Raw genomic sequence first — 21,883 nt, 5'->3', positions numbered from 1 at the left:
TGACGTGACGACCAGTAACTGTTACGAGTAGTAGCATGCAACCGCCGCTCACCGGTGTCAATGCGTCCGACCCGCCTGCCACGCCCCCCGACGGCAGCCCGAAAGCAAAGGGCAACGGCCGCCGGGACCGCTGGGCAGACCATCGTGAGCAACGACGGCAGCAGCTGGTCGGTGCCGCCGTGCAGGCGCTGCTGCGGCACGGGCCGGAGGTCGACATGGAACAGGTGGCCGCCGCCGCGGGCGTCAGCAAACCGGTCCTGTACCGCTACTTCGCCGACAAGTCGCAGCTCTGGGTCGCTGTCAGCGAGGTGGTGGCGGCCCGGATGGTCGACACCATCGCGCCCGCAGTCGAACAGGTCCGCGAGGAACGTGACCTGGTCGAAGCGACGATCGACGCCTACCTGGGCGTGATCGAGTCGGAGCCGAGGCTCTACCGGTTCCTCATGCACCAGTCCGGCGACCCCGGCATCCACCAGGTGATCGCCGGCACCAGCCGGCAGGTGGCCGCCGGGCTCGCCCGGGTGATCGGTGACCGACTACGCACGCTGGGCCTGGACGCCGGCCCCGCCGAGCCCTGGGCGTACGGCCTGGTGGGTTTCGTACAGGCGGTCGGCGACTGGTGGACCACGCACGGCCAACCGATCAGCCGGGCCGCCCTCACCGACTACCTGACCGCCCTGCTGTGGAGCGGCATCGAGGGGGTACGGGCCAGCGCCGACCTGCCGCACGAGCTGACCCGCGCCCACGAGCGGATCGTGCCGTGAGCTACCACGGCCCGGCGGGTGTCGAGGGCACCACGGTGCGGGTGCACCTCAGCGGGCGGTGGGAGCCGGTCGACGGCCGCTTCCACTGGGGCGGACGGATCGAGCCCGAGCCACGGGTGGCCCAGCTGCTGCGCTCCGGCCGGCGCGACGTCGAGGTGCGCATCGCCGACCGCGTCCGGGCGGCCCGACTGGCCGAGGTCGATCCGTGGGGCGGCGTGCGAATCACCGGCGTGGGCGATCCGCCCTGGCCGCCGGTGGCCGACCCGACAGCGCCCGAGCTCACGGAGGAGTGAATGGAGACAGACGTTGCCATCATCGGCGCCGGCTTCGGTGGCCTGGGCGCCGCCATCCGCCTACAGCGGGCCGGGTTCACCGATTTTGTCGTCTTCGACCGGGGCGAGGACGTCGGCGGCACCTGGCGTGACAACAGCTACCCGGGCTGCGCCTGCGATGTCCCGTCGCACCTCTACTCGTTCTCCTTCGCCCCCAACCCCGGCTGGTCGAACACCTTCTCCAGCCAGCCGGAGATCTGGGACTACCTGCGCGGCTGCGTCGACCGCTTCGGCATTCGTCCGAGGCTGCGGTTGCGCCACGAGGTACTGGAGGCGAGGTGGGACGACCAACGCCAACGCTGGCTGCTGCGCACCTCGGGCGGCGACCACAGCGCCCGGGTCCTGATCTGTGCCGCCGGCCCGCTCAGCGACCCGGCCATCCCCAACCTGCCCGGGATCGACGAGTTCGCCGGCACCGTGTTCCACTCCGCCCGTTGGCGGCACGACCACGACCTGACCGGCCGGCGCGTCGCGGTGATCGGCACCGGCGCCTCGGCCGTGCAGTTCGTGCCACAGATCCAGCCGACGGTCGAGAAGCTGACGCTCTTCCAGCGCACTCCCGCCTGGATCATGCCGAGGCTGTCGCGCCGGATCAGCGGGGTCGAGCAGGCCGCGTTCCGCACCGTGCCCGGTGCGCAGCGGGCCGCCCGGGCAGGGCTCTATCTGCTACGCGAGAGCATGGGCCTGGGCTTCCTGCACCCGGCGGTCAACCGCGTCGCCTCGCGCCGGTCCCTGCGTACGCTGCGGCGTCAGGTTCCCGATCCGATCCTGCGGGACAAGCTCACCCCCCGCTACGCGATGGGCTGCAAGCGAGTGTTGATCTCCAACGACTACTGGCCGTCGCTCACCCGGCCGAACGTCGACGTGGTCACCGCCGGCATCGCCCGGATCGTGCCGGACGGTCTCGTCACCGACGACGGCGTCCACCACCGGGCGGACACCATCATCCTCGGGACCGGCTTCCACGTCACCGACTCCCCCGTCGTACGGCGCATCCACGGCCGGGCCGGGCAGAGCCTGGGCGACGCATGGACCCCCAGCATGCACGCGTACCGGGGCACGGCCATCGCCGGCTTCCCCAACCTGTTCTTCCTGCTCGGCCCGAACACCGGGCTCGGTCACACCTCGGTGGTGCTGATGATCGAGGCGCAGCTGCGCCTGGTGCTCGCGGCCCTGCGTCACATGCGGGCCAGGGGCATCCAGGCCATCGAGCCCACGGCGCAGGCGCAACGACGCTGGACCGAGCGGGTCGACCAGAAGATGACCGGCACCGTGTGGGCGACCGGTTGTCAGAGCTGGTATCTCGACAGCACCGGCCGGAACACCACCATCTGGCCAGGCTTCGCCACCAGCTTCCGGATGCGGCTGCGCCGGTTCCGGCCGGCCGACTACCAGGTCGCCACGGCCAGGAACACCCCCAACGACACGGAACGGGAGCACGCCGATGCGGTATGACCTGGCGGGCAGGACGGTGCTCATCACCGGTGCGGCGCGCGGCATCGGGGCGCAGATGGCCCGCGAGGCCGTCGCCCGGGGCGCCCAGGTCGCCGTCGTCGGTCTGGAGGGCGAGCTGCTCAAGCAACTCAGCGCCGACCACGACGCGCACTGGTACGAGTGTGACGTCACCGATCAGGCGGCGTTGGACGCGGCGGTGGCGTCCACTGTCGACCGCTTCGGTGGCATTGACGTTGTCGTGGCCAACGCGGGCATCGCCAACCTCGGCACCGTCGCCGTGGGACCGGTCGACGCGCTGGTCCGTACCGTCGAGGTGAACCTCTGCGGCGCGATCCGCACGGTCAGCGCGGCGCTGCCGCACGTCACCGCCGCTCGTGGCCACGTCCTGATCGTCTCGTCTGCCGCCGCCTTCACGGCGATGCCCGGGATGGCCGCCTACTGCGCGTCCAAGGCGGGCGTGGAGCAGTTCGCGAACGTGCTGCGCCTGGAGACCCGCCTGCGCGGCGTCACCGTCGGCACGGCGCATCCGATCTGGATCGACACCGACCTGGTCCGCGACATCCAAGACGACCTGGCATCGTTCCGCGCCACGCTGCGCCGGCTGCCGTGGCCGCTGTCCACCGTCGTGCCCGTCGAGCAGTGCGTCGAGGCCCTGCTCCACGGCATCGAGCGCCGCAAACGCAAGGTGTACGTGCCACGGTCGCTCGCCCTGGTGCAGGCGCTGCGGCCGGTGGTGCTGAGCGGCCTCTCGGACGCGTTGATCACCCGGTTCGGCGGCCGGACGATGGTCGACCAGATGGAGGACGAGGTGCGCCAGCTCGGGCGTTCGTTCGGCCGGACGTCGGTGGGAGAGCGGTCGTGAGCATCCACTTCCGGCGTGCGGGCAGCGGAGAGCCGCTCGTGCTCATCCACGGCATCGGTCACCGTCATCAGGCGTGGGAGCCGGTGTTCGACCGGCTCACCGCCCACCACGAGGTGATCGCGCTCGACCTGCCCGGCTTCGGGAACTCTCCGGTGCCCGCAACCGGCATGCCCGCCGACATGGCCGCCACCGTGGCCGGGGTCCTGCCGGCGCTGACCGAGTGGGGGCTGGAGCGTCCGCACGTCGCCGGCTACAGCCTCGGTGGGGCGATCGCCCTGGAGCTTGCCGCCACCGGGGCCGTCGCCTCGGCCACGGCCTTCTCCCCCGCCGGTTTCTTCACCCCGGCGGAGCGCCGGCGGGCGCTGGCCATCCTCCGGATGTTGCGGGCCAACTCGTACCTGCCCACCACGATCATGCGGGTCGCACTGCGCTCGGCGTACCTTCGGGCGTTGTGCTTCGCGCCGCTGATGGCCCGCCCGACGCTGCTGGATGTCGAGCGCGCGCTGGGCGACGCGCTCGCCCTGCGACGCGGGGTCGGCTTCAACGCCGTGGCCCGAGCCGCCCGCGACTATCGCTTCGACTGCCTTCGGCTGTCCGACCCGACGGTGCCGGTGACCATCGGCTGGGGTGACCGCGACCGGATATTCGGCGTCCACCAGGCCGAGCGGGCCCGTGCGGGCCTGCCGGCGGCACGGGTGGTGACGCTGCCCAGTTGCGGGCACGTGCCGATGAGCGACGACCCGGACCTGGTCGCCGGGCTCATCCTGGAGACCACCGGCGCCGTGCCCCGCACCGAGCGGACGATCCGTCCGGCCCCGACCAGCATCGCCAGTCAGGAAGATCACTTCACACTCTAAAAACTTGCAGGCTGTGCAAATTCGCTCCTAATCTCGCTCGCGTGACCGACACCGACCAAGCCGCGCCCGGGCGTCGCGACCGCAAGAAGGCGCAGACGCGGGCCGCGCTGACCGCCGCCGCGCTGCGGCTGGTCGCCGAACGCGGCCTGGAGCACGTGACGGTGGAGGAAATCAGCGAGGCCGCGGACGTGTCCTCGCGGACCTTCTTCAACTACTTCACCTGCAAGGACGAGGCACTCACCGACGATCCGGCGCTCGACGGCAACCCGGTCGTGGCGCGCCTGGCGGCCACACCTGCGCAGGTGCCAACGTTGCAGGCCGTCCGGCTGGCCCTCGACGAGGCGATCGACACGATCCAGGCCGACCGGGAGTTGTGGCGGCTGCGGCTGGCGGTCATCACCCAGAACCCCGCGCTGCTGCCCCGGCTGGTGCCCGGCAACATCGCGACGGAGCGAGCCATGGTCTCGGTCATCGCCACCCGCCTCGGCGTAGGTCCCGACCACGGCCTCCCGCCGCTCATCGCCGCTGTCACCAGTGCTGCCTTCCACACCGCGATGCTGCGCTGGTCCGCCGGCGACGACACCCGCCCCCTGCGCGACTTCGTGGACGAAGCCTTCTCCGCGGTGGCCGCCGGGCTGCCGGATCCGCCGTCCCCCTCCTGACCCGCCACTCCCCGCCCCGCCGCATCAGCTCCGGGGCCAGTCACCCCGCCACAAACCCGCCAAGGGAGCGTCAATGACCACCACCGTCCCGCCCGCCGACACCGCCGAGGTCGGCACGCGCATGTCGCGTCGGGAGGTTCTCCAGGCCCTTTCCGGCCTGATGGTCGGCATGTTCGTGTCCATCCTCGCCTCCACGGTGGTGGCGAACGCGCTGCCGCGGATCATCGCGGACCTGAACGGCAGCCAGACCGTCTACACGTGGATCGTCACCAGCGAACTGCTCGCCATGACGGCGACGGTGCCGCTGTGGGGCAAGATGGCCGACCTGTACAGCAAGAAGCTGCTGATCCAGTTGTCGCTGGGACTGTTCGTGGTGGGTTCGCTCATCGCGGGCTTCACGCCGAACGTCGAGGTGCTGCTGCTCAGCCGTGTCGTCCAGGGCATCGGCGCCGGCGGCATGACGGCGCTGGCCACGATCGTCATGGCGGCGATGATCCCGCCGCGTGAGCTGGGCCGCTACGCCGGCATCTTCGGCGCGGTCTTCGGTGTGGGCACCATCGCCGGTCCGCTGATCGGCGGACTGCTCGTCGACACGTCGTGGCTCGGCTGGCGCTGGTGCTTCCTGATCGGCGTCCCGTTCAGCATCATCTCCATCGCCCTGCTCCAGCGCACCCTGCACCTGCCGGTCGTCCGCCGCAAGGCGAAGATCGACTGGCTGGGTGCCCTGCTCATCACCTCTGGTGTCTCCACGCTGCTGATCTGGTCGTCCCTGGTCGGGAACAAGTTCGAGTGGGCCTCCGGCTGGACGGCACTGATGGTCGCCGGTGGTCTGGTCCTGCTGGCGCTGGCCGTGCTCGTCGAATCGCGGGCCGCCGAGCCGATCGTCCCGCTGGGCATCTTCCGCAACCGCACGGTCTCGCTGGCCACGGTCGCCAGCGTGCTGGTCGGTGTCGCGCTGTTCGGCGGCACCGTCTTCCTGTCCCAGTACTTCCAGATCTCGCTCGGCAAGTCGCCCACCGTCGCCGGCCTGATGAGCCTTCCGATGATCTTCGGCCTGCTCGTCTCGTCGACGATCGCCGGACAGCTCATCACGAAGTACGGCCGGTGGAAGGCCTACCTGGTGGCAGGCGCCGCGGTGATGAGCGTCGGGATGCTGCTCCTGGGCACCATCGACGCCGACACCAGCGTCGTCGTGCTGTCGATCTACATGGCCGTGCTGGGCATCGGCGTCGGCATGCTCATGCAGAACCTCGTGCTCGCCGCGCAGAACGACGTACCGGCCCACGAACTCGGCGTCACCACCTCCGTGCTGACGTTCTTCCGCAGCATGGGCGGCGCGATCGGAGTCAGCGCCCTCGGCGCGGTCCTGGCAAGTCGGGTGACCTCGCTGACGACCGAGCGGCTCGGTCCGGCGGCGACCGCCGGCGGCGGCTCCGCCGAGGTGCCCGACCTGTCCACGCTGCCCGAGCCGGTGCTGCGCATCGTGCAGGACGTGTACGGCATCGCCACCGCGGACCTCTTCCTGGTCGGCGCGCCGTTCGCGCTGCTCGCGCTGGTCGTCGTGCTGTTCATCAAGGAAAAGCCGCTGCACACCCTCAGCGGGGACGAACGACGCGTCCAGGAGGAGGCGGCGGCAAAGGTCGCGATTCACTAAGTCGTACGCCAGCAGAACGGGGGCGGGCCGGTTGGCCCGCCCCCGTTTCGCGTTTCTCGGTAACGACATGGTGTGAACGCGTTGCCACGTAACGTGAGATTGAGCCGGTCAACGGCTGACGCCAGACGTGCGCCGGGCCGCCACTGCGGCGGCGCCGCTCGGCCAACTGCCGGGTCGGACAGCTCGGCAACGTCGCGGCCTGTTCGGCCGCAGGAGGTGTGGACGATGCCCATGCTGTCGGTCTTCGATCCTCGGCACACTGTCGCTCCCCCGGGATACAGCCGCTGGCTCATCCCGACCGCGGCACTGGCCGTGCACGTGTGCATCGGCCAGGTCTACGCGACAAGTGTCTACAAGAACTCCCTCATCGCGCACTTCGACGTCAGCCAGACGGCGATCGGGGCGATCTTCAGTATCGCCATCGTCATGCTGGGCTCGTCGGCGGCGGTGGGTGGCCGTTGGGTGGAGAAGAACGGACCGCGCCGGGCGATGTTCGTCTCCGCCTGCTTCTGGGCCGTCGGGTTCCTGGTCGGCGCGCTCGGCATCGCGACCCAGCAGCTGTGGCTGCTCTATCTTGGATACGGCGTCATCGGTGGCATCGGGCTCGGCATCGGCTACATCTCGCCGGTCTCCACACTGATCAAGTGGTTTCCGGACCGCCCCGGCCTCGCCACCGGGCTGGCCATCATGGGGTTCGGCGGCGGCGCCCTGGTCGCCGGCCCGCTCGCGCGCCAACTGCTCTCCCTCTACGACTCCGGCTACAACCCCAACAACCCGGCCGCCGTGGCGTCGGGCCACGCCCTCGTGGCACTCTTCGTCACGTTCGGCATCGGCTATTTCGTGATCATGATGTTCGGCCCGTTCAACGTCCGGGTTCCGGCGCCGGACTGGCGGCCCGCCGGGTTCGATCCCGCGAGCGTCGCCACCCGACCCCTCGTGACGACGGCGAGCGTGTCGGCGTCGAACGCCGTGCGTACCCGGTCCTTCTGGTTGCTGTGGATCGTGCTGTTCTGCAACGTCACAGCGGGCATCGGCATCCTGGAGCAGGCAAGCCCGATGATCCAGGACTTCTTCCGGGACAACGGGACCGCCACCACGGTCTCGGTGACGGCGGCGGCCGGTTTCGTGGGGGTGCTGTCGCTGTTCAACATGGCGGGGCGGTTCGTCTGGTCGACAACGTCCGACCTCATCGGCCGCAAACCCATCTACATGGTCTACCTCGGCGTCGGCATGGTGCTGTACCTGCTGCTCGCCGTCGCGGGCCACTCGGCGACCGCGGTCTTCGTCCTGATCGCCGCCGCGATCATCTCCTTCTACGGCGGTGGCTTCGCCACCATGCCCGCCTACCTGCGTGACCTGTTCGGCACCTTCCAGGTCGGGGCCATCCACGGCCGGATCCTCACCGCCTGGTCGGCAGCGGGCGTCGCCGGCCCGCTGATCGTCAACGGGATCCTCGACACGCAGGGCAAGCCCGGCACGCTCACCGCGGCGGCGTACCGGCCCGCGCTGTTCACCATGGTCGGCATCCTCGCCATCGGGTTCATCGCGAACCTGCTGGTGCGTTCCGTGCCCGAACGGTTCCACGAACCGGACCGAGGACCGACCTCGCCCGTGGCGAAGGCCACCGTCACCGAGCCGGTCGCGCTCGGGCGGGACAGCCAACCGCCCGCGCCGCCGCACGTCGGTAACCAGACCGGGCGGCTCTGGTTGTCGTGGCTGCTGGTCGCGGTGCTCCTCGGGTACGGCATCATCCAGACCGCGATCACCGCCGCGAAGCTGTTCACCGGCTGACGCGTGGCGGTCCGTCGCGGGCCGGACCTCCTGCAATCGCTACGGAAAGGCACCCCGTTGAAGGGGCGCCTTTCCGTTGCGCTGATCCGCTCAGGGCCGGGTCGCCGACCGCTTCTCGGCGAGCCGCTCCCGTTGTGGCAAGACCGTGTACTTCGGATCGCGCGCCGACACCCGTCCCGCCTCGAAGACGCCGAACCGGGTGGCCACCGACGATGCCACGAGGGCGGCGCCGGAGATCGCCGCCAGCACCCGGCTGCGTCGGCTGAACAGCGCGGCGACGGTACCCACGCCGAGCAGCACGTCACCCGCACGGACCAGACGACCGCTGCGACCCTGCCGGTAGGGCTCACCGGTCAGGCCCAACCGCTCCATCCGGCGACCGCCGAGGTACTTGATGGTCGCCGCGACGACGGCGAGTCGCCGCAGCGGAGCGGTCTGGGCGGCGGGCGCCGCGATGAGGCCGACCCCGGTGGCGGCGGCGAGCGCGCTGCCACCGAAGACGAACGGCAGATAGGGGTACGCCTCGTGCCAGGCAGGTACGGCGGTGTCGGCGAGCAGCACCCCGGTGTACGTGGCCAGCGCCGGGGCGGTGGCAGCCGCGGCCAGCCCGGCGATGTCGCCGACTGGTGGTGCCAGCCGGCGGGCGAGGCCGAGAACACCGTGCTCGGGGAGCAGCGGCGCCAGCTCGGCGACCGCGGCCACACCAGCGGCCGGGCCGAACACGGCGAGGATCCAGGTGCCGACCGACATCGGCGACGTCACCTTGACCACCCGGAGCATGTGATGGAAGCGGGCCGGCCGGCCTAGGTCGTGGACCAGCAGGTACGTACTGGCGGCGACACCACCGAGGGCCGTCCAACGGCCCACAGTGCACAGCCCTGGTCGTCCGGTCAGTTGGGCGGCCCCGCCGATCAGTGCGCCTCCGGCGGCGAGACCTCCGGTGAACAGGTAACCGGCGATGTCGTACTTCCACACCGGCGGCTTCAACACCGGCCGGCCGTAGTAGGAGGCGAAGTTGGCCGGCGGCACCGTGAGCTGCTCACCGCCGCGGGTCATGACCGCCTGCCCAGGAATGCGACAACAGTGGCGGCGGTCATCGCCAGGGCGGCCAGGCCGGCACGCTTCCACATGGCCGGCAGGTCGCGGGTGGTCACGATCGGATCCGGTGGCAACCCGTACACCTCCGGCTCGTCCAACAGCAGGAAGAAGGCGCCGTCACCACCGACCCCGTCGTTCGGGTCGTGCCCGTACAACCTCGCCTCCGGCACGCCCCGCTCATGCAGCTTCGCCACCCGCGCGGCGGCCCGATCCCGCAACTCGTCCAGAGCGCCGTACTGGATCGACTCCGTCGGACACGCCTGCGCACACGCAGGGGTCATGCCCGCGCCCAACCGGTCGTAGCACAGCGTGCACTTCCACGCCCGGCCATCGGCCTTGCGTTGATCGATGACGCCGTACGGGCAGGCGGAGATGCAGTAACCGCAGCCGTTGCAGATGTCCTCCTGCACCACCACAGTGCCGAACTCCGTCCGGAACAGCGAACCTGTCGGGCAGACATCCAGGCAGGCCGCGTGGGTGCAGTGCTTGCACACGTCCGACATCATCAACCAGCGAAAATCCGTCCGCCCCTCCGCGCCGGAACCCCTCCCCGGCGGCTGCGCACCCGGCATCCCCAGGAACTCCGGTCCGCCCGACATGCGGGCAGCCGCACCGGGCGAGCCGGTGGGCAGGCCGGGGTCCGTTCCGGTGTCGGTGCTGGTACGCGCGCCGGCCGCCGCCGTCACCGGGCTGATCGCCGGCCCGTCCGGGTCCCCCGCGAACGCCGGAGTCGCCCAGCCGGCCGAACGGGGCTGCTCGACGAACGCGACGTGCCGCCACGAGTTCGCTGTCAACGCACCGGTGTTGTCGTACGACATGCCCAGCAGGTCGAGCCCACTCTCGGGGACGCCGTTCCACTCCTTGCAGGCCACCTCGCACGCTTTGCAGCCGATGCAGACGCTGGTGTCGGTGAAGAACCCCATTCGCGGTGGCGGGTTGTCGTAGCCGGCGTCCGGTGCGGGGTCCAGCGGCCCGTACAGGGCGTTGGCGTGGGGCATGGGTCAGAGCTCCTGGTCCGGGCCGCTGTCGGCGGAGTCGGTCGTGACCTGCGGTGGATAGTGCGGGCTCAGGTCGCCGGACCGTCGTCGGTAGTCGACGACGAGTTCCTGCAGCTCCAGGCCCCTGGGTCGGCGGCCGGGCCGGATGTCGCAGGTGCCGACCTTGCTCTCCTGGATGAGCACGTTCGGGTCCAGGCTGATGCCGAACAGGTCGTTGGCCGAGTCGCCGGTGACCAGTCCCTCGTAACCGAAGTGGTACGGCAACCACACCTGGTGGATGATCCGGCCGTCCACCCGCAACGGGGTGAGCCGATCGGTCACCAGCACCTTCGCCTCGATCGCCGCACGGGCGGTGGCCAGGTGCGCCCAACCCAGGTGGGTGAGACCACGTTCGGCCGCCAACTCCGGCGACACCTCGACGAACATCTCGGGTTGCAGCTCCGCGAGGGGCGAGACCATCCGGCTCATCGCACCGGCGGTGTGGTGCTCGGTGAGTCGGCTGACAGTGAACACGTACGGGAACACCTGGCTGTGCGGTTCCGGCGGGCTCGGGTTGAGCGTGTTGATCGGGTGGGTGTAGACCTTGCGGGTCGGGTTGGCCTGCTGTCGGTAGAGCGGGTTGCGCACCGGCGACTCGACCGGCTCGTAGTGGGTGGGCATCGGCCCGTCGAGCACGCCGGTGGGCGCGTACAACCAGCCTTTGCCGTCTCCCTGGAGGATGAACGGGTCGTCGCCGGCGATGCCCGCCACGCCCGAGGCGTCGTGCGCCGGTCGGTAGGACGGCGGTTTGGTCTTCTCGAAGTCCGGCACGTCGTAGCCGGTCCACTCGCTCTTGTCGGCGTCCCACCAGACGTAGCGTTTGCGCTCGGACCACGGGTTGCCGTCCGGGTCGGCGGAGGCACGGTTGTAGAGGATGCGCCGGTTGGCCGGCCACGCCCAACCCCACTCGGGTGCCACCAGGGACTGCTCCGAGCCGGGTTTGCGGCGGGCCGCCTGGTTGACACCGTCGGCGTACACCCCGGTGTAGATCCAGCAACCGCCGACGGTGGATCCGTCGTCCTTCATCTCGGTGAACGACGCCAGCGGACGGCCGGTGGCCACGTCGTACCCGTTGATCTCGCGCAGCACCGCCTCGGCGCTGGGCTCGGCGTTCGGGCCGTGCGTGGGGTAGTCCCACGCCAGGTCGAGCAGCGCACGGTCGCGCGGCTTCGTCGACGTCGCCAGCCGTTCCCGGATGACGCGACCGAGGTGGTAGAAGAACCACAGTTCGGAGCGGGCGTCGCCTGGCGGTTCGACGGCCTTCTCCCGCCACTGCAACAGCCGTTGGGTCTGGGTGAAGGTGCCCTCCTTCTCCACGTGGGAGGCGGCCGGTAGGAAGAACACCTCGGTGCGGCACCCCTCAGGGGCGATCTCGCCGGTTTCGATCTCCGGCGCGTTCTTCCAGAACGTGGCGCTCTCGATCTCGAACAGGTCGCGGACCACGAGCCAGTCGAGGTTGGCCATACCGAGACGCTGCGCCCGGCCGTGCGCCGAACCGACCGCCGGGTTCTGCCCGAGCAGGAAATAGCCCTTGATCTTCCCGTCGATCATGTTCAGCACCTGCTGGTAGGTGCCGTGGTCACCGGTCATCCGCGGCAGGTAGCCGTAACAGAAGTCGTTCTCCGGCGTCGCCGCCTCACCCCAGTACGCCTTCAGCAGGTTGACGCCGTAGGTGCGGGCGTTGCCCCAGAAGCCCTTCTGCCCGGGGTGCGCGATGCTGTCCACCCACTCGTCCAGGGTCGGGTGTTCGGCGTGGTGCGGCATCGGCAGATAACCGGGCAGCAGGTTGAACAGCGTCGGGATGTCGGTGGACCCCTGGATGCTGGCGTGCCCGCGCAGGGCCATCACCCCGCCACCCGGGCGGCCCATGTTGCCCAGCAGGAGCTGGATGATCGCGCCGGTGCGGATGTACTGCACGCCGACGCTGTGCTGCGTCCAGCCCACCGAGTAGACGAGCATGCCGGTCCGGTCCCGGCCGGAGTTCTCCGTCCACGCCCGGGCCAACTCCAGGAACTTCTCCTGCGGGACGCCGCAGACCCGTTCCACCATCTCGGGGGTGTAGCGGGCGAAGTGCCGCTTGAGGATCTGGTAGACGCAGCGTGGGTGCTGCAACGTCTCGTCACGTTCGGTCTCGCCGCCAACCGGCGCGCCGTGCGACTCGTTCTCCAGCCCGGACGCCGTCTCCCGCTGCGTCTCGCTGTCGCGGGTCGTCTGGTCCTGCGGGTGGCCCTGGTAGCGCCAGCTGGCCTGGTCGTAGGTGGCGTTGTCGTCGTTGAAGCCGGAGAAGAGGCCGTGCAGGTCCTCGGTGTCGGCGTACTCCTCGGTCACGATCGTCGCGGCGTTGGTGTATGCGACGACGTACTCCCGGAAGTCCAGCTCGTTGTCCAGGATGTAGCGCACCACCCCACCGAGCAGCGCGATGTCCGTGCCCGCCCGGATCGGCAGGTACGAGTCAGCCAGCGCGCTGGTGCGGGTGAACCGCGGGTCGACGTGGAAGACCTTCGCGCCTCGACGCTTGGCCTCCATCACCCACTGGAAACCCACCGGGTGTGCTTCGGCCATGTTCGAACCCTGGATGACGATGACGTCGGAGTTCGACAGGTCCTGCTGGTACTGGGTGGCGCCGCCACGACCGAAGCTGGTCCCCAGACCGGGGACGGTGGAGGAGTGTCAAATACGGGCCTGGTTCTCGATCTGGAGCGCCCCCATCGCGGTGAACAACTTCTTGATGAGGTAGTTCTCCTCGTTGTCCAACGTCGCCCCACCCAGACTGGAGATACCCAGCGTCCGGTTGAGCGGTCGACCCTCGGCGTCGACGTCCTCCCAGGTCTGCTCGCGGGCGGCCAGGACCCGATCGGCGATCATGTTCAGCGCCGTGTCGAGGTCGAGGTCCTCCCACTCGGTGCCGTACGGCCGACGGTAGCGGACCTTGGTCTGCCGCAGCGGACTGGTCACCAGGCTCTTGCTCGCCGCGCCCTTCGGACAGAGCCGACCCCGCGAGATCGGACTGTCCGGATCACCCTCGATCTGGCTGACCCGCCCGTCCTTCACGAACACCCGCTGACCACACCCCACAGCGCAGTACGGGCAGACAGAACGAGCCATCGAATCGGCGTCATCGGTACGGGCGGTCAGCGCCCGGGACCCATCGGACTTCGCCGCGGCGCCCCGGCCCAGCGGGTCCGGGCCGGTGAGCTGGCGATAGACCGGCCAGCCCTCGAACCAGCTGCGCACCCCCATCGCCGCACCTTCCCGACCAATCCCGCCAAATATGAACACTCTGACGTTAGTTGAGGTGCCGGCCCGGCCGCAGCGACATCACCAACAGTCATGCCTCTCCCAGCCCTTCGGTACGGGCCGGAAGAGGCATGGGTTACAGCGCTGGTCAGTGCGGCTGCGGCTGGCCGACGTGTTGATCGCTGAAGGTCCGGTAGCGGCGCAGCTCCCAGAACAACCAGCCGATGCTGATGATCGCCAACACGACGAAGACCAGGGAACCGGAGAACGTGTCCCAGAGGGTGTGCAGGACGACGACACCCAGGAACGTGCCGATGAACCCGAAGAGCCGGGCGACGCTCGGGCTCGCCAGCAACGCCCAGAGCGCGCCGGCGGTCAGCCCGGTCCAGGCGGTGTGACCGGCGGGCGCGGTCAGACCCCGGATGAAGAGCGTCTGCTCCACCGCGCCGATGTTGCCCTGCGAACTCAGCAGCGCGCTGAACGCGTAGCCCATCGTCTCCAGCGCGGCGAACCCCATGCCGGCGGCGATGCCGATGATCAGCCCGTCGGAGGGCACCCGGCGACGACGCTGGGCCACCACCGTGAACAGCAGTACCACCGGGACGATCAGCTTCGCCGACTCCTCGATCAACGCGACGAACAGCATCGGCAGGGTGCCGAGGCCGCGCAGGGTGTCGTACTCCAGGGTGCCGGCGACCACAGTGCCGATCACACCGCCGAAGAACGCCGACGTCACCAACACCGAAGCCGGCACCTGCCAGCGCCCGGTCCGGGCCTGCGCGAACGTCAGGAACGTCAACGGCACCAACGTCGCGCCGAGCAGGATCAACGCCGGTACGAAGTTCGGATTCTTGGTGCTGACCAGGGTCCGCAGCACCGCCAGATAAAGGATCAGCCCGATGACGAGCACCCCGACCCACGCCCACCGGCGCCAACGATCAGCCATACCGCGCAGTCTGGCGGACCAAGGTTACGAAGACCAGCTCCGGCCCCGACATCTGACGGCTCCCCACCGGCGGCGAAGTCCCTCTGTTCCGGGGCGGCGATCCACGCGAGTGATGGCTACATTGCACGGCAGCGCGATCCCTCTGCGCGGCAATGCTCTCCCCGGCACCAGCAGCCGGGCTGCTCCTGCATGTCCGAAGTCAGCGCTTCTGGAACATCACCGCCGCCACTTCCGCAGTCAGCCTGATTGCCCAATCGAGCTGCGGACAGTTGTCGCGGCTTCGGCACTCCAGGCACCCACCCACCCGCCATGGGCGGTCGAGTGCGCGCGTCCAATGCGTGTCCAGAACCCTCTTGGCGGTGAACAGTTCGGTTGCCGTGGAGATCGGCTCGTCGATCGGCATGGTCGGCACTCTCCCCGCGATCATGGTTAGCCCCACCTGGGGGCAGAGTCCGTTGGTCCTACTCCCCAGGTGGGTATGCCGCCGGGAACCTAGGAGTTTGCCGAAACCAGGGAACCCGACTACCCGACCAACCTATTCCTACCTGTAGGAGCAGGTCAAGCTAGAGCGCGGAACTTGTTGGAACAGGTTTGCGCGTGATCGAATTGAGGTGCCGAAACCAGGGGACCTATGGAGATCGACTCATGCCGACCGAGAAGGTGGACTACCGGCGCATCGCAACTGAGATCGCCGAGAAGATCAAGTCCGGAGAGCTCGCGCCGGGCGAGAAGCTACCGTCCACGCGGGAGCTCGCCGAGCAACACAGCGTGCACATTTCCACGATTAACCGGGTGATGACGATCCTCAAGGACCGCGAGTTGGTCGAGGGGTATCCCGGCAAGGGTGTCTATGTGGCCGAGTCCAAACAGTCGAGTTAGTCATGCCCCGGGGACGTCACCCGGCCCGAGATCCGGCATGGTCGGCAAGCCATTCTGTCGGCAGGGTGATCGTGTGGAACCACTCACGCGGCACCTGATCGAAATACGGCCCCTTGAGCACCGGCGTTCCGCCGCCGAAATGGTCGGCGGCTGCGGCGGCTCGCCTGACGTTGAACCACCAGCCACCAATCGCCCGGGATTGGACGATCCTGCCACCCTGGACGATACCTACGTTACGGTTCGGTCTGCCGCGAGTGCTGGTCGTCCAGATCAGGCCCTTGAAGTGGATGATGAAGTCGATGTTCGACCAGGATTCGCGCGTCGCCGGCCGGCCGAAGTCATCCGGACCCAGGTAGACGCCCTGCTCATCAATGGCGAAGAGCAGTTCCCGCCGCAACGCGCTGAGCACGTGACGACGCGACATGGCGAGGAAGGTGACCTCGAACCCCAGGCCGATGATGAAGAACATGAAGCGCTCGGTCAGGTCCTGCAGACCGATCACGATGGCCGTCACCGGCAACAGGCTGTACAGCACCACCGTGAGCCCGGCCCGGACCCGGCTCCGTCGGACCACGTACGAAGCTGTATTCACTCTCACGACTACACGGTAGCGAGCACCGCCACCGCTCCTCGTTCTGCGTAGGCTCACGGCTGTGCGCCCGTTGCTGATCGCCGAGACAGTCCTGGCGCCGTCATCCATTGTGGAGCGTTCGACCGGCGCGGGTTTGCTGGTGTGGAACGATCGCTCGCTGCGCGTGTTGGACGCGGACCTGACCGTCGCGCTGGCGTGGGAGCCCTCCGACGAGGACCCGATCCTGGCCGTCGGCGTGGCTCCGGACCGGTCGCGGTTCGCACTCTTGGGACCACGACAGGTGCAGGTCCGCAGCGCCGACGGCCGCGTCCGGTGGGCGGTCGAGCACGGCAGGGCCTTGTCGACAGGTTGGCCCCGGCCAACCTGTCACCTGAGCGGGGACAACCTGCTCTGGCTGTTCCTGCCCGACGGGTCCGGCGACCAACTCGTCGTGCTGGACGCGTCCGGCGGCGGTGCGGAGGTCGACCGGCGCCTGCTTCAGACCGTTGAAGGCTCCGCCACATTCGTCCTGGACGCCAATCGACAACACGTCGGGCTGCACATCTCGGTAGGACCGGAGACCTGTCTCAGTTACCGCTGGACGACGGACGATCGGCGGCTGCTCGCCGGGCACACCTTGAACGGCTGCCTGGCCGACATGAATGCCAGCGGGAGCTTCTATCTCTCCATGCCGCACGGCAGCGGCTGGATCGCGATACGCGATGGTGCCGACGACAGTGCCCGGGTGGAGCGCCGCTACGACGACATCCCCGAGTTCGGAGACTCCGACGACTACCGGATGCACGAGGCCGCAGCGGTCGTATCCGACGACTGGGTGATGGTCGGCGTTGCCACCGACCAGGGCGACGCTGAGCAGCATCTCCTGCTGTCCACCCGCACGCTGCGCCCGCAGACCGTCATGGACTACGGCATGGACGTCCCCCAGAACTCGATCCGGTCCTCCGGTGGGCAGGGCCACTGGTTGACGTACGACGCCCGCCTCGGGGTGCTCCGCCTCTGGCAACTCCGGGAGCCACACACGGACGAGGTCGAGGGCCAGCTCGCGCTGCTGTAGAGCTGTGGATCAGGGGCTGCCCGGTTGCGGTCGGCGATCCCACAGCACCAGGCCGGTGAGCAGCATCGCGACGCCCAGACCGACCATCGCCAACCCGACCGCCGTGTGCGCGCTGCCGCTCAGGTGACCGGCCACGATCCACCCGCTGTCGATTCCGAACGCCAGCGGCATGAGCCCCTGCGGGATCACCGGGATCCACCCGAGCGTCAGCAACCCCAGCGCCCACGCTGTCGACGTGTTCTCCCGATACCACTGCACGTCCCAGGTCAGCGGGAGCGCCGCCTCCGGGGGCCGGCTCCGCTGACCTGCCGCGGCGAGCACCGTCGTGCCGCGCTGGGCGAGCCGCTCGTCGGCCAGCCACACGCCACCCCACCAGGTCGCCACGCCGGACAGCAGCCCGACCACCGGTAGCAGCGGTGCCGTCTCCGGCGGACCCCAGATCATCAGGGCGAGCACCGGCGCGGCGGCGAGCAGCCCGGCAGCGGTGGCGACCAGCACGCTGACGATGTCGGTCGGGTTGTCAGCCGCAGTGGGGTGCCGCGGGTCGGCCACCGGGCGTACGCGCAGCAGCGACACCCACACCGGCGCCGACGCGCCCGCGCCGAGCAGGGCCGGCAGGGTGGAGAGCGCGGCCAGCGGGTCGACGTCGGGGGCGAGGATGATGCCGACGACGGTGAGCAGCACGCCGATCGGAGTGACCAGCACCAGCCAGGCCAGGGCACGTCCCCGGACCTCGGCCCGTTCACCGCCCGGTGTGGTGAACGGCAGCCACAACGCGGTGCCGTCCAGCCCGACCAGCCCGGCGGACATCGCCGCCGCGCCGAGCACGGTGAGCGTTCCGGCCCAGGGCAACAGCAGGTCCACGTCCGACAGCAGCGGCAGCCCGGCGAGCAACGCCCCGTACACCACAGCGAACGCCAGATACTGCAACCGCAACGGGTGCCGCATCCAGGACCGCAACTCGCGGCCGACTACCGCCCGCGTCGCGGCCGGGACCCATCCCGGCCACTCCCGCTCCGTCGTGGCCGGTGACGCCGCCGTGGTCCGGCGCGGCCGGAACGGCACGCCGGTGGCGATCACCCGTCGGACGAGCATGATGTACGCGGCGGCGCAGAGCGCCACGATGCCCACCAGGGCTGCCATCAGGCGCAGCCCTTGCCCGGATGGCCCGGTCACGGCGTCGATCGGCCAGGCGCTCGGCACGTACCCCATGGCCCGGACCACGTCCTGCGGCGCTGCCACGAGCAGTACCGACACCCATGGGAAGACGGCCCAGAGCGACCCGGCGACACCCATCGCCGTACCGGTGAGGACGCCGGTGAGCAGCGCCCCGGCCGGACCACCGGCGTGGCCGACGACCTCCAGCGCGATGGCCGAGCCGATCAGCCCGAACAGCCAGAGCAGCACCGCGCCGAAGGCGGTGACGAGGACCGCGACGGTGCCGTACCGGGCGGCGTGCACCGGCAGGGCGGCGAGTGCCACCAGCGAGACGGCCGGGCCGACCCCGATCGCCGACGCGGCGAGCAGGCCGATCGCGGCCGGGACACCGCCGATCGGCTCCAACCGCAGGTGGGCCGGGCGGACCCGGCCACGCCCGCCGCCGAGCAGCAGCGGCAGGACGATCCAGCCGAGAACCCACGCCCCGGCGAGCAGGCCGAGAGTGTGCTGGTCACCGTTGAGCGCGTACCGGATCAACCAGGCGGCGGCGAGCAGACCGACCAGGCCCGCCACCGTGGGGCCAGGGTGTTCGCGCAGCGAGCGACGGAACATCGTCGCGCGCATCCGGGCCGGTACCGTGATCGCGCCGAGGGTGCCGCCCCGCCCTCCGGGGACGGTGGACTGCGCGCTCATCGTGCCCCGGTCAGCCAGTCCAGACCGGCGCTGCCGGAGGCTTCGGCGCCGACCAACTCGACGAACCGGTCCTCCAGGCTGCTGCCAGCGGCGACCTCGGCGACCGACCCGGCGGCGACCACCCGGCCCTGATGGATCACGGTGACCTCGTCGCACATCTGCTCGACGAGCAGCATCGAGTGGGTGGACAGCACGCAGGTGCCGCCACCGGCCACGAACCGGCGCAACACCCGGCGAATGGTGGCTGCGGAGACCGGGTCGACCGCCTCGAACGGTTCGTCGAGCACGAGCAGTCGCGGCGCGTGCAGCAGCGCCTGGGCGAGGCCGAGCTTCTTGCGGGTGCCGGTGGAGCAGTCGGCCAACGGGGTGCCGGCGCCCTTGACCAGGCCGAGCACGTCGATCAGTTCGGCCGCCCGCTCGGCGGCCTCCGCCCGGGGCAGCCCTCGCAGCCCGGCGCTGTAGCGGAGCAGTTCGGCGCCGGTGAGGCGCTCCGGGAAGTCGAGGCCGTCGGGCAGCACGCCGGTCAGCGCGCGGGTCAGGCCGCGCTCGCGCAGCGCGTCATGGCCGAGGATCCGGATCTCCCCGGAGTCCGGAGTGACCAGGCCGACGGCCATTCCGATGGTGGTGGACTTGCCGGCACCGTTGGGCCCGACGATGCCGTGGAAGGTGCCGGAACGCACGGTCAGATCGATGCCGTCCACCGCGCGATGCGCCGCGAAGGTCTTGACCAGGCCACGGATCTCGAGTGCCGGGGGGATCACGCGCCGAGCATAGGTGACCTTCGACGATCGCGTAGTCCGCTGATCAACCGTCCACGGTGGCGACAACAGATCAGGCGACGTGCACCAGCCGGAAGCGTTCGGTCACCACCAGGGTGTCGTCATCCACTGTGAAGTCGGGATCGCCCAACTCGGCGCGTACCTCGGCGCTGTGCCAGAACGTCTCGTGCCCCGCACGCCACTGCGCCACCGACTCGTCGCCCTCCCCCTCGGCCAGGGCGTGTGGCAGGTCGACGTCGGCGAGCCGGACCACCCGTACGTCGGTCAGCTCGATGGCCGCGACCCGGCGACCGGCGGAGTCCACCACGGCCGACAGTTGACCCACCTCGGGCAGTGGCTCGTTCGCGCACTCGTACCCGATCAGCAGGCCCGTCGTCGAGGTCTTGGCCCCGGACAGGATCGCGCCCACGAGCTTGTCCCGCAGTGGCCCCGGAAACGCGAACTCGGCAAGCGGAAGATCATCGAGGTCCATCCGCGGAGCGTACGCGACCCGGCGCGCCGGGCCGGACCGTCGTCGACATGCCCACGGCGACGTGGCACGGTCTGATCATGGCCACCTACGATGTCGCCCTCGTGCTGCTCGTCGATCAATCGGGTGCGGTGTTGCTGCAGCACCGCGACGAGGATGCGGTCGTCTCGCCGGGCCAGTGGAGCCTGCCCGGTGGCCACGTCGAGCCCGGCGAGTCACCGGAGGAGGCGGCCCGCCGCGAGTTGCTGGAGGAGACGGGTCTGACCGCGGGTGAGCTGCATCCGCTGTGGAGCGGTCCGCGTCCGTACGAGGCCGGCTTTCCCCACACCGTTACCGTCCACGTGTTCCGTGGCACCACCACGGCTCGACAGGAGGACGTCGTCCTCGGTGAGGGGCAGGCCATGGTGTTCGTCCCCCGGGACGAGGTGCTCGACCGCGAGTTGGCGGTCTCCGCCGCGCTGGTCCTGCGCCTGATCTAGACCAGTCAGGTGTGGTGGATCGGGGTCGCCAGGTCGCTGAGCGGGCGTCCCGTGCCGCCCCAGGTCTGGGCGGTGATCTCGGCGGCGATCGCCACGGCCGTCTCCTCCGGTGTCCGCGCGCCCAGGTCCAGCCCGATCGGTGAACGGAGTCGGGCCAGCGCGCTCTCCGGGACACCGGCCTCGCGCAACCGGCGTATCCGATCGTCGTGGGCACGTCGGCTGCCCATCGCGCCGATGTAACGGGCCGGTGTGGCGAGGGCGACCTGGAGCAGCGGCACGTCGAACTTGGGGTCGTGGGTCAGGACGCAGAGCACCGTGCGGTCGTCGACGGTCGTCGACTCCAGGTACGCGTGCGGCCAGCGGACGACGAGGTCGTCGACGTCCGGGAAGCGCGCACGGGTGGCGAACACCGGGCGGGCGTCGCAGACCGTCACGTGGTAGCCGAGGAACTTGCCGATCCGGGCCATCGCGGCGGCGAAGTCGATCGCGCCGAAGACGATCATCCGGGGTGGCGGCACGTACGACTGGACGAACACGGCCACCTCGTCGCCACGCTGCTGCCCCTGCCGGCCCAGGTGGATCGTGCCGGTGACGCCGAGCGCGAGCATCCCGGTCGCCTGCCGGGCCGCCGCGTCGTCCAGATCGGGTGCGCCGAGGCTGCCCGCGACCCGATCCGGCCAGATCACCAGCTGGGCGTTCTCGACCGATGCGGTGGCGACCGGACGGCCGTCGCGGATCGCGGCGAGGACCTCGTCGAACTCGGCCATCGCCACGCTCGGTTGCACCAGGACCTGGATGGTGCCGCCGCAGGTCAGCCCGACGTCCAACGCGTCGTCGTCGCTGACGCCGAAGGTCTGGGTGCGCGCCGTGCCGGTCTGGATCGCGGCCCGGCAGAGTTCGTAGACGGCACCCTCGACGCAGCCGCCCGAGATGCTTCCCACCACGTCGCCGTTCGCCGAGACGGCCATCGCCGCGCCAGGTTGCCGGGGCGCGGACTGCCAGGTCCGGGCGACGGTCGCGACGGCGAACGCGACGCCCTCCGCACGCCAGCCGGCCAGCCCGTCGACGATGTCCCGCATGGCCGC

21 protein-coding genes are annotated in these 21,883 nt (G+C 70.0%); 11 read left to right on the top strand and 10 right to left on the bottom strand.

Annotation, left to right across the window (positions count from 1 at the left end):
- Nucleotides 1–35 precede the first annotated feature (35 nt).
- The 8 genes from ABZU43_RS12225 (at nt 36) to ABZU43_RS12190 (ending at nt 8,377) form a co-directional block, all read left to right on the top strand.
- A complete protein-coding gene (locus ABZU43_RS12225) occupies nt 36–764 on the top strand; it encodes a TetR/AcrR family transcriptional regulator (RefSeq protein ID WP_355006568.1) in 729 nt (242 codons plus the stop codon).
- Nucleotides 761–1,057: a DUF4873 domain-containing protein gene (locus ABZU43_RS12220; RefSeq protein ID WP_355006567.1), complete on the top strand. Its 297-nt coding sequence runs from the start codon at nt 761–763 to the stop codon at nt 1,055–1,057. Before ABZU43_RS12225 ends, ABZU43_RS12220 begins: the two co-directional genes overlap by 4 nt.
- Nucleotides 1,058–2,551, top strand: a complete 1,494-nt coding sequence (locus ABZU43_RS12215) for an NAD(P)/FAD-dependent oxidoreductase (RefSeq protein WP_355006566.1) — start codon at nt 1,058–1,060, stop codon at nt 2,549–2,551.
- Entirely contained in the window at nt 2,541–3,413 is an 873-nt protein-coding gene (locus ABZU43_RS12210) for an SDR family oxidoreductase (RefSeq protein ID WP_355006565.1), read from the top strand. The genes ABZU43_RS12215 and ABZU43_RS12210 overlap by 11 nt, the downstream gene beginning before the upstream one ends.
- The gene (locus ABZU43_RS12205; protein WP_355006564.1) at nt 3,410–4,270 is read left to right on the top strand and encodes an alpha/beta fold hydrolase; all 861 of its coding nucleotides are present in this window, start codon (nt 3,410–3,412) and stop codon (nt 4,268–4,270) included. Before ABZU43_RS12210 ends, ABZU43_RS12205 begins: the two co-directional genes overlap by 4 nt.
- Before the next feature lie 41 nt (nt 4,271–4,311).
- On the top strand, nt 4,312–4,932 hold the full coding sequence (locus ABZU43_RS12200) for a TetR family transcriptional regulator (RefSeq protein ID WP_355006563.1): 621 nt from the start codon (nt 4,312–4,314) through the stop codon (nt 4,930–4,932).
- Between the two features lie 73 nt (nt 4,933–5,005).
- The gene (locus ABZU43_RS12195; RefSeq protein ID WP_355006562.1) at nt 5,006–6,586 is read left to right on the top strand and encodes an MDR family MFS transporter; all 1,581 of its coding nucleotides are present in this window, start codon (nt 5,006–5,008) and stop codon (nt 6,584–6,586) included.
- A 231-nt stretch (nt 6,587–6,817) separates the two neighbouring features.
- Nucleotides 6,818–8,377: an OFA family MFS transporter gene (locus tag ABZU43_RS12190; protein ID WP_355006779.1), complete on the top strand. Its 1,560-nt coding sequence runs from the start codon at nt 6,818–6,820 to the stop codon at nt 8,375–8,377.
- A gap of 90 nt (nt 8,378–8,467) precedes the next feature.
- Here the strand turns inward: ABZU43_RS12190 and nrfD are convergent, their stop codons facing one another.
- The 5 genes from nrfD to ABZU43_RS12165 form a co-directional block, all read right to left on the bottom strand.
- Nucleotides 8,468–9,433 (bottom strand): NrfD/PsrC family molybdoenzyme membrane anchor subunit, encoded by a 966-nt coding sequence (nrfD, locus tag ABZU43_RS12185; protein ID WP_355006561.1) that lies wholly within the window; start codon nt 9,431–9,433, stop codon nt 8,468–8,470.
- Nucleotides 9,430–10,473: a 4Fe-4S dicluster domain-containing protein gene (locus ABZU43_RS12180; RefSeq protein WP_355006560.1), complete on the bottom strand. Its 1,044-nt coding sequence runs from the start codon at nt 10,471–10,473 to the stop codon at nt 9,430–9,432. The genes nrfD and ABZU43_RS12180 overlap by 4 nt, the downstream gene beginning before the upstream one ends.
- Before the next feature lie 3 nt (nt 10,474–10,476).
- On the bottom strand, nt 10,477–13,752 hold the full coding sequence (gene fdh / locus ABZU43_RS12175) for a formate dehydrogenase (protein WP_355006559.1): 3,276 nt from the start codon (nt 13,750–13,752) through the stop codon (nt 10,477–10,479).
- 145 nt (nt 13,753–13,897) lie between these two features.
- Nucleotides 13,898–14,695, bottom strand: a complete 798-nt coding sequence (locus ABZU43_RS12170) for a PrsW family intramembrane metalloprotease (protein WP_355006558.1) — start codon at nt 14,693–14,695, stop codon at nt 13,898–13,900.
- A 199-nt stretch (nt 14,696–14,894) separates the two neighbouring features.
- Nucleotides 14,895–15,098, bottom strand: a complete 204-nt coding sequence (locus ABZU43_RS12165) for a hypothetical protein (RefSeq protein ID WP_355006557.1) — start codon at nt 15,096–15,098, stop codon at nt 14,895–14,897.
- Nucleotides 15,099–15,340: 242 nt separating this feature from the next.
- On the opposite strand from ABZU43_RS12165, the gene ABZU43_RS12160 reads away from it, so the two are divergent.
- On the top strand, nt 15,341–15,574 hold the full coding sequence (locus ABZU43_RS12160; protein WP_355006556.1) for a winged helix-turn-helix domain-containing protein: 234 nt from the start codon (nt 15,341–15,343) through the stop codon (nt 15,572–15,574).
- A gap of 16 nt (nt 15,575–15,590) precedes the next feature.
- Here ABZU43_RS12160 and ABZU43_RS12155 read toward each other — a convergent pair whose 3' ends face one another.
- Nucleotides 15,591–16,088 carry a hypothetical protein gene (locus ABZU43_RS12155; RefSeq protein ID WP_355006555.1) on the bottom strand — a complete coding sequence of 166 codons (498 nt, stop codon included), beginning with the start codon at nt 16,086–16,088 and terminating at the stop codon, nt 15,591–15,593.
- A 139-nt stretch (nt 16,089–16,227) separates the two neighbouring features.
- Here ABZU43_RS12155 and ABZU43_RS12150 point away from each other — a divergent pair, with 139 nt between their 5' ends.
- Entirely contained in the window at nt 16,228–17,220 is a 993-nt protein-coding gene (locus ABZU43_RS12150; protein ID WP_355006554.1) for a hypothetical protein, read from the top strand.
- Between the two features lie 9 nt (nt 17,221–17,229).
- Here the strand turns inward: ABZU43_RS12150 and ABZU43_RS12145 are convergent, their stop codons facing one another.
- From ABZU43_RS12145 to ABZU43_RS12135, 3 genes are all read right to left on the bottom strand, one after another.
- Entirely contained in the window at nt 17,230–19,071 is a 1,842-nt protein-coding gene (locus ABZU43_RS12145; RefSeq protein WP_355006553.1) for a hypothetical protein, read from the bottom strand.
- Nucleotides 19,068–19,832, bottom strand: coding sequence for an ABC transporter ATP-binding protein (locus ABZU43_RS12140; RefSeq protein ID WP_355006552.1), 765 nt, complete (start codon nt 19,830–19,832; stop codon nt 19,068–19,070). Before ABZU43_RS12140 ends, ABZU43_RS12145 begins: the two co-directional genes overlap by 4 nt.
- A gap of 70 nt (nt 19,833–19,902) precedes the next feature.
- Complete coding sequence (locus ABZU43_RS12135; protein ID WP_355006551.1) at nt 19,903–20,322, bottom strand: ASCH domain-containing protein; 420 nt, start codon at nt 20,320–20,322, stop codon at nt 19,903–19,905.
- Between the two features lie 77 nt (nt 20,323–20,399).
- Between ABZU43_RS12135 and ABZU43_RS12130 the strand changes: the two genes are divergently transcribed.
- Nucleotides 20,400–20,798: an NUDIX domain-containing protein gene (locus tag ABZU43_RS12130; RefSeq protein ID WP_355006550.1), complete on the top strand. Its 399-nt coding sequence runs from the start codon at nt 20,400–20,402 to the stop codon at nt 20,796–20,798.
- Nucleotides 20,799–20,803: 5 nt separating this feature from the next.
- On the opposite strand, the gene ABZU43_RS12125 is transcribed toward ABZU43_RS12130, so the two are convergent.
- Entirely contained in the window at nt 20,804–21,877 is a 1,074-nt protein-coding gene (locus ABZU43_RS12125; protein WP_355006549.1) for an XdhC/CoxI family protein, read from the bottom strand.
- Nucleotides 21,878–21,883 lie beyond the last annotated feature (6 nt).

Origin of the sequence: Micromonospora sp. NPDC005205 (assembly GCF_040608275.1) — a bacterium.
Taxonomy (GTDB): domain Bacteria; phylum Actinomycetota; class Actinomycetes; order Mycobacteriales; family Micromonosporaceae; genus Micromonospora.
The sequence above is the reverse complement of the archived record's forward strand: the minus strand, read 5'-3'. Positions and strand labels throughout refer to the sequence as shown.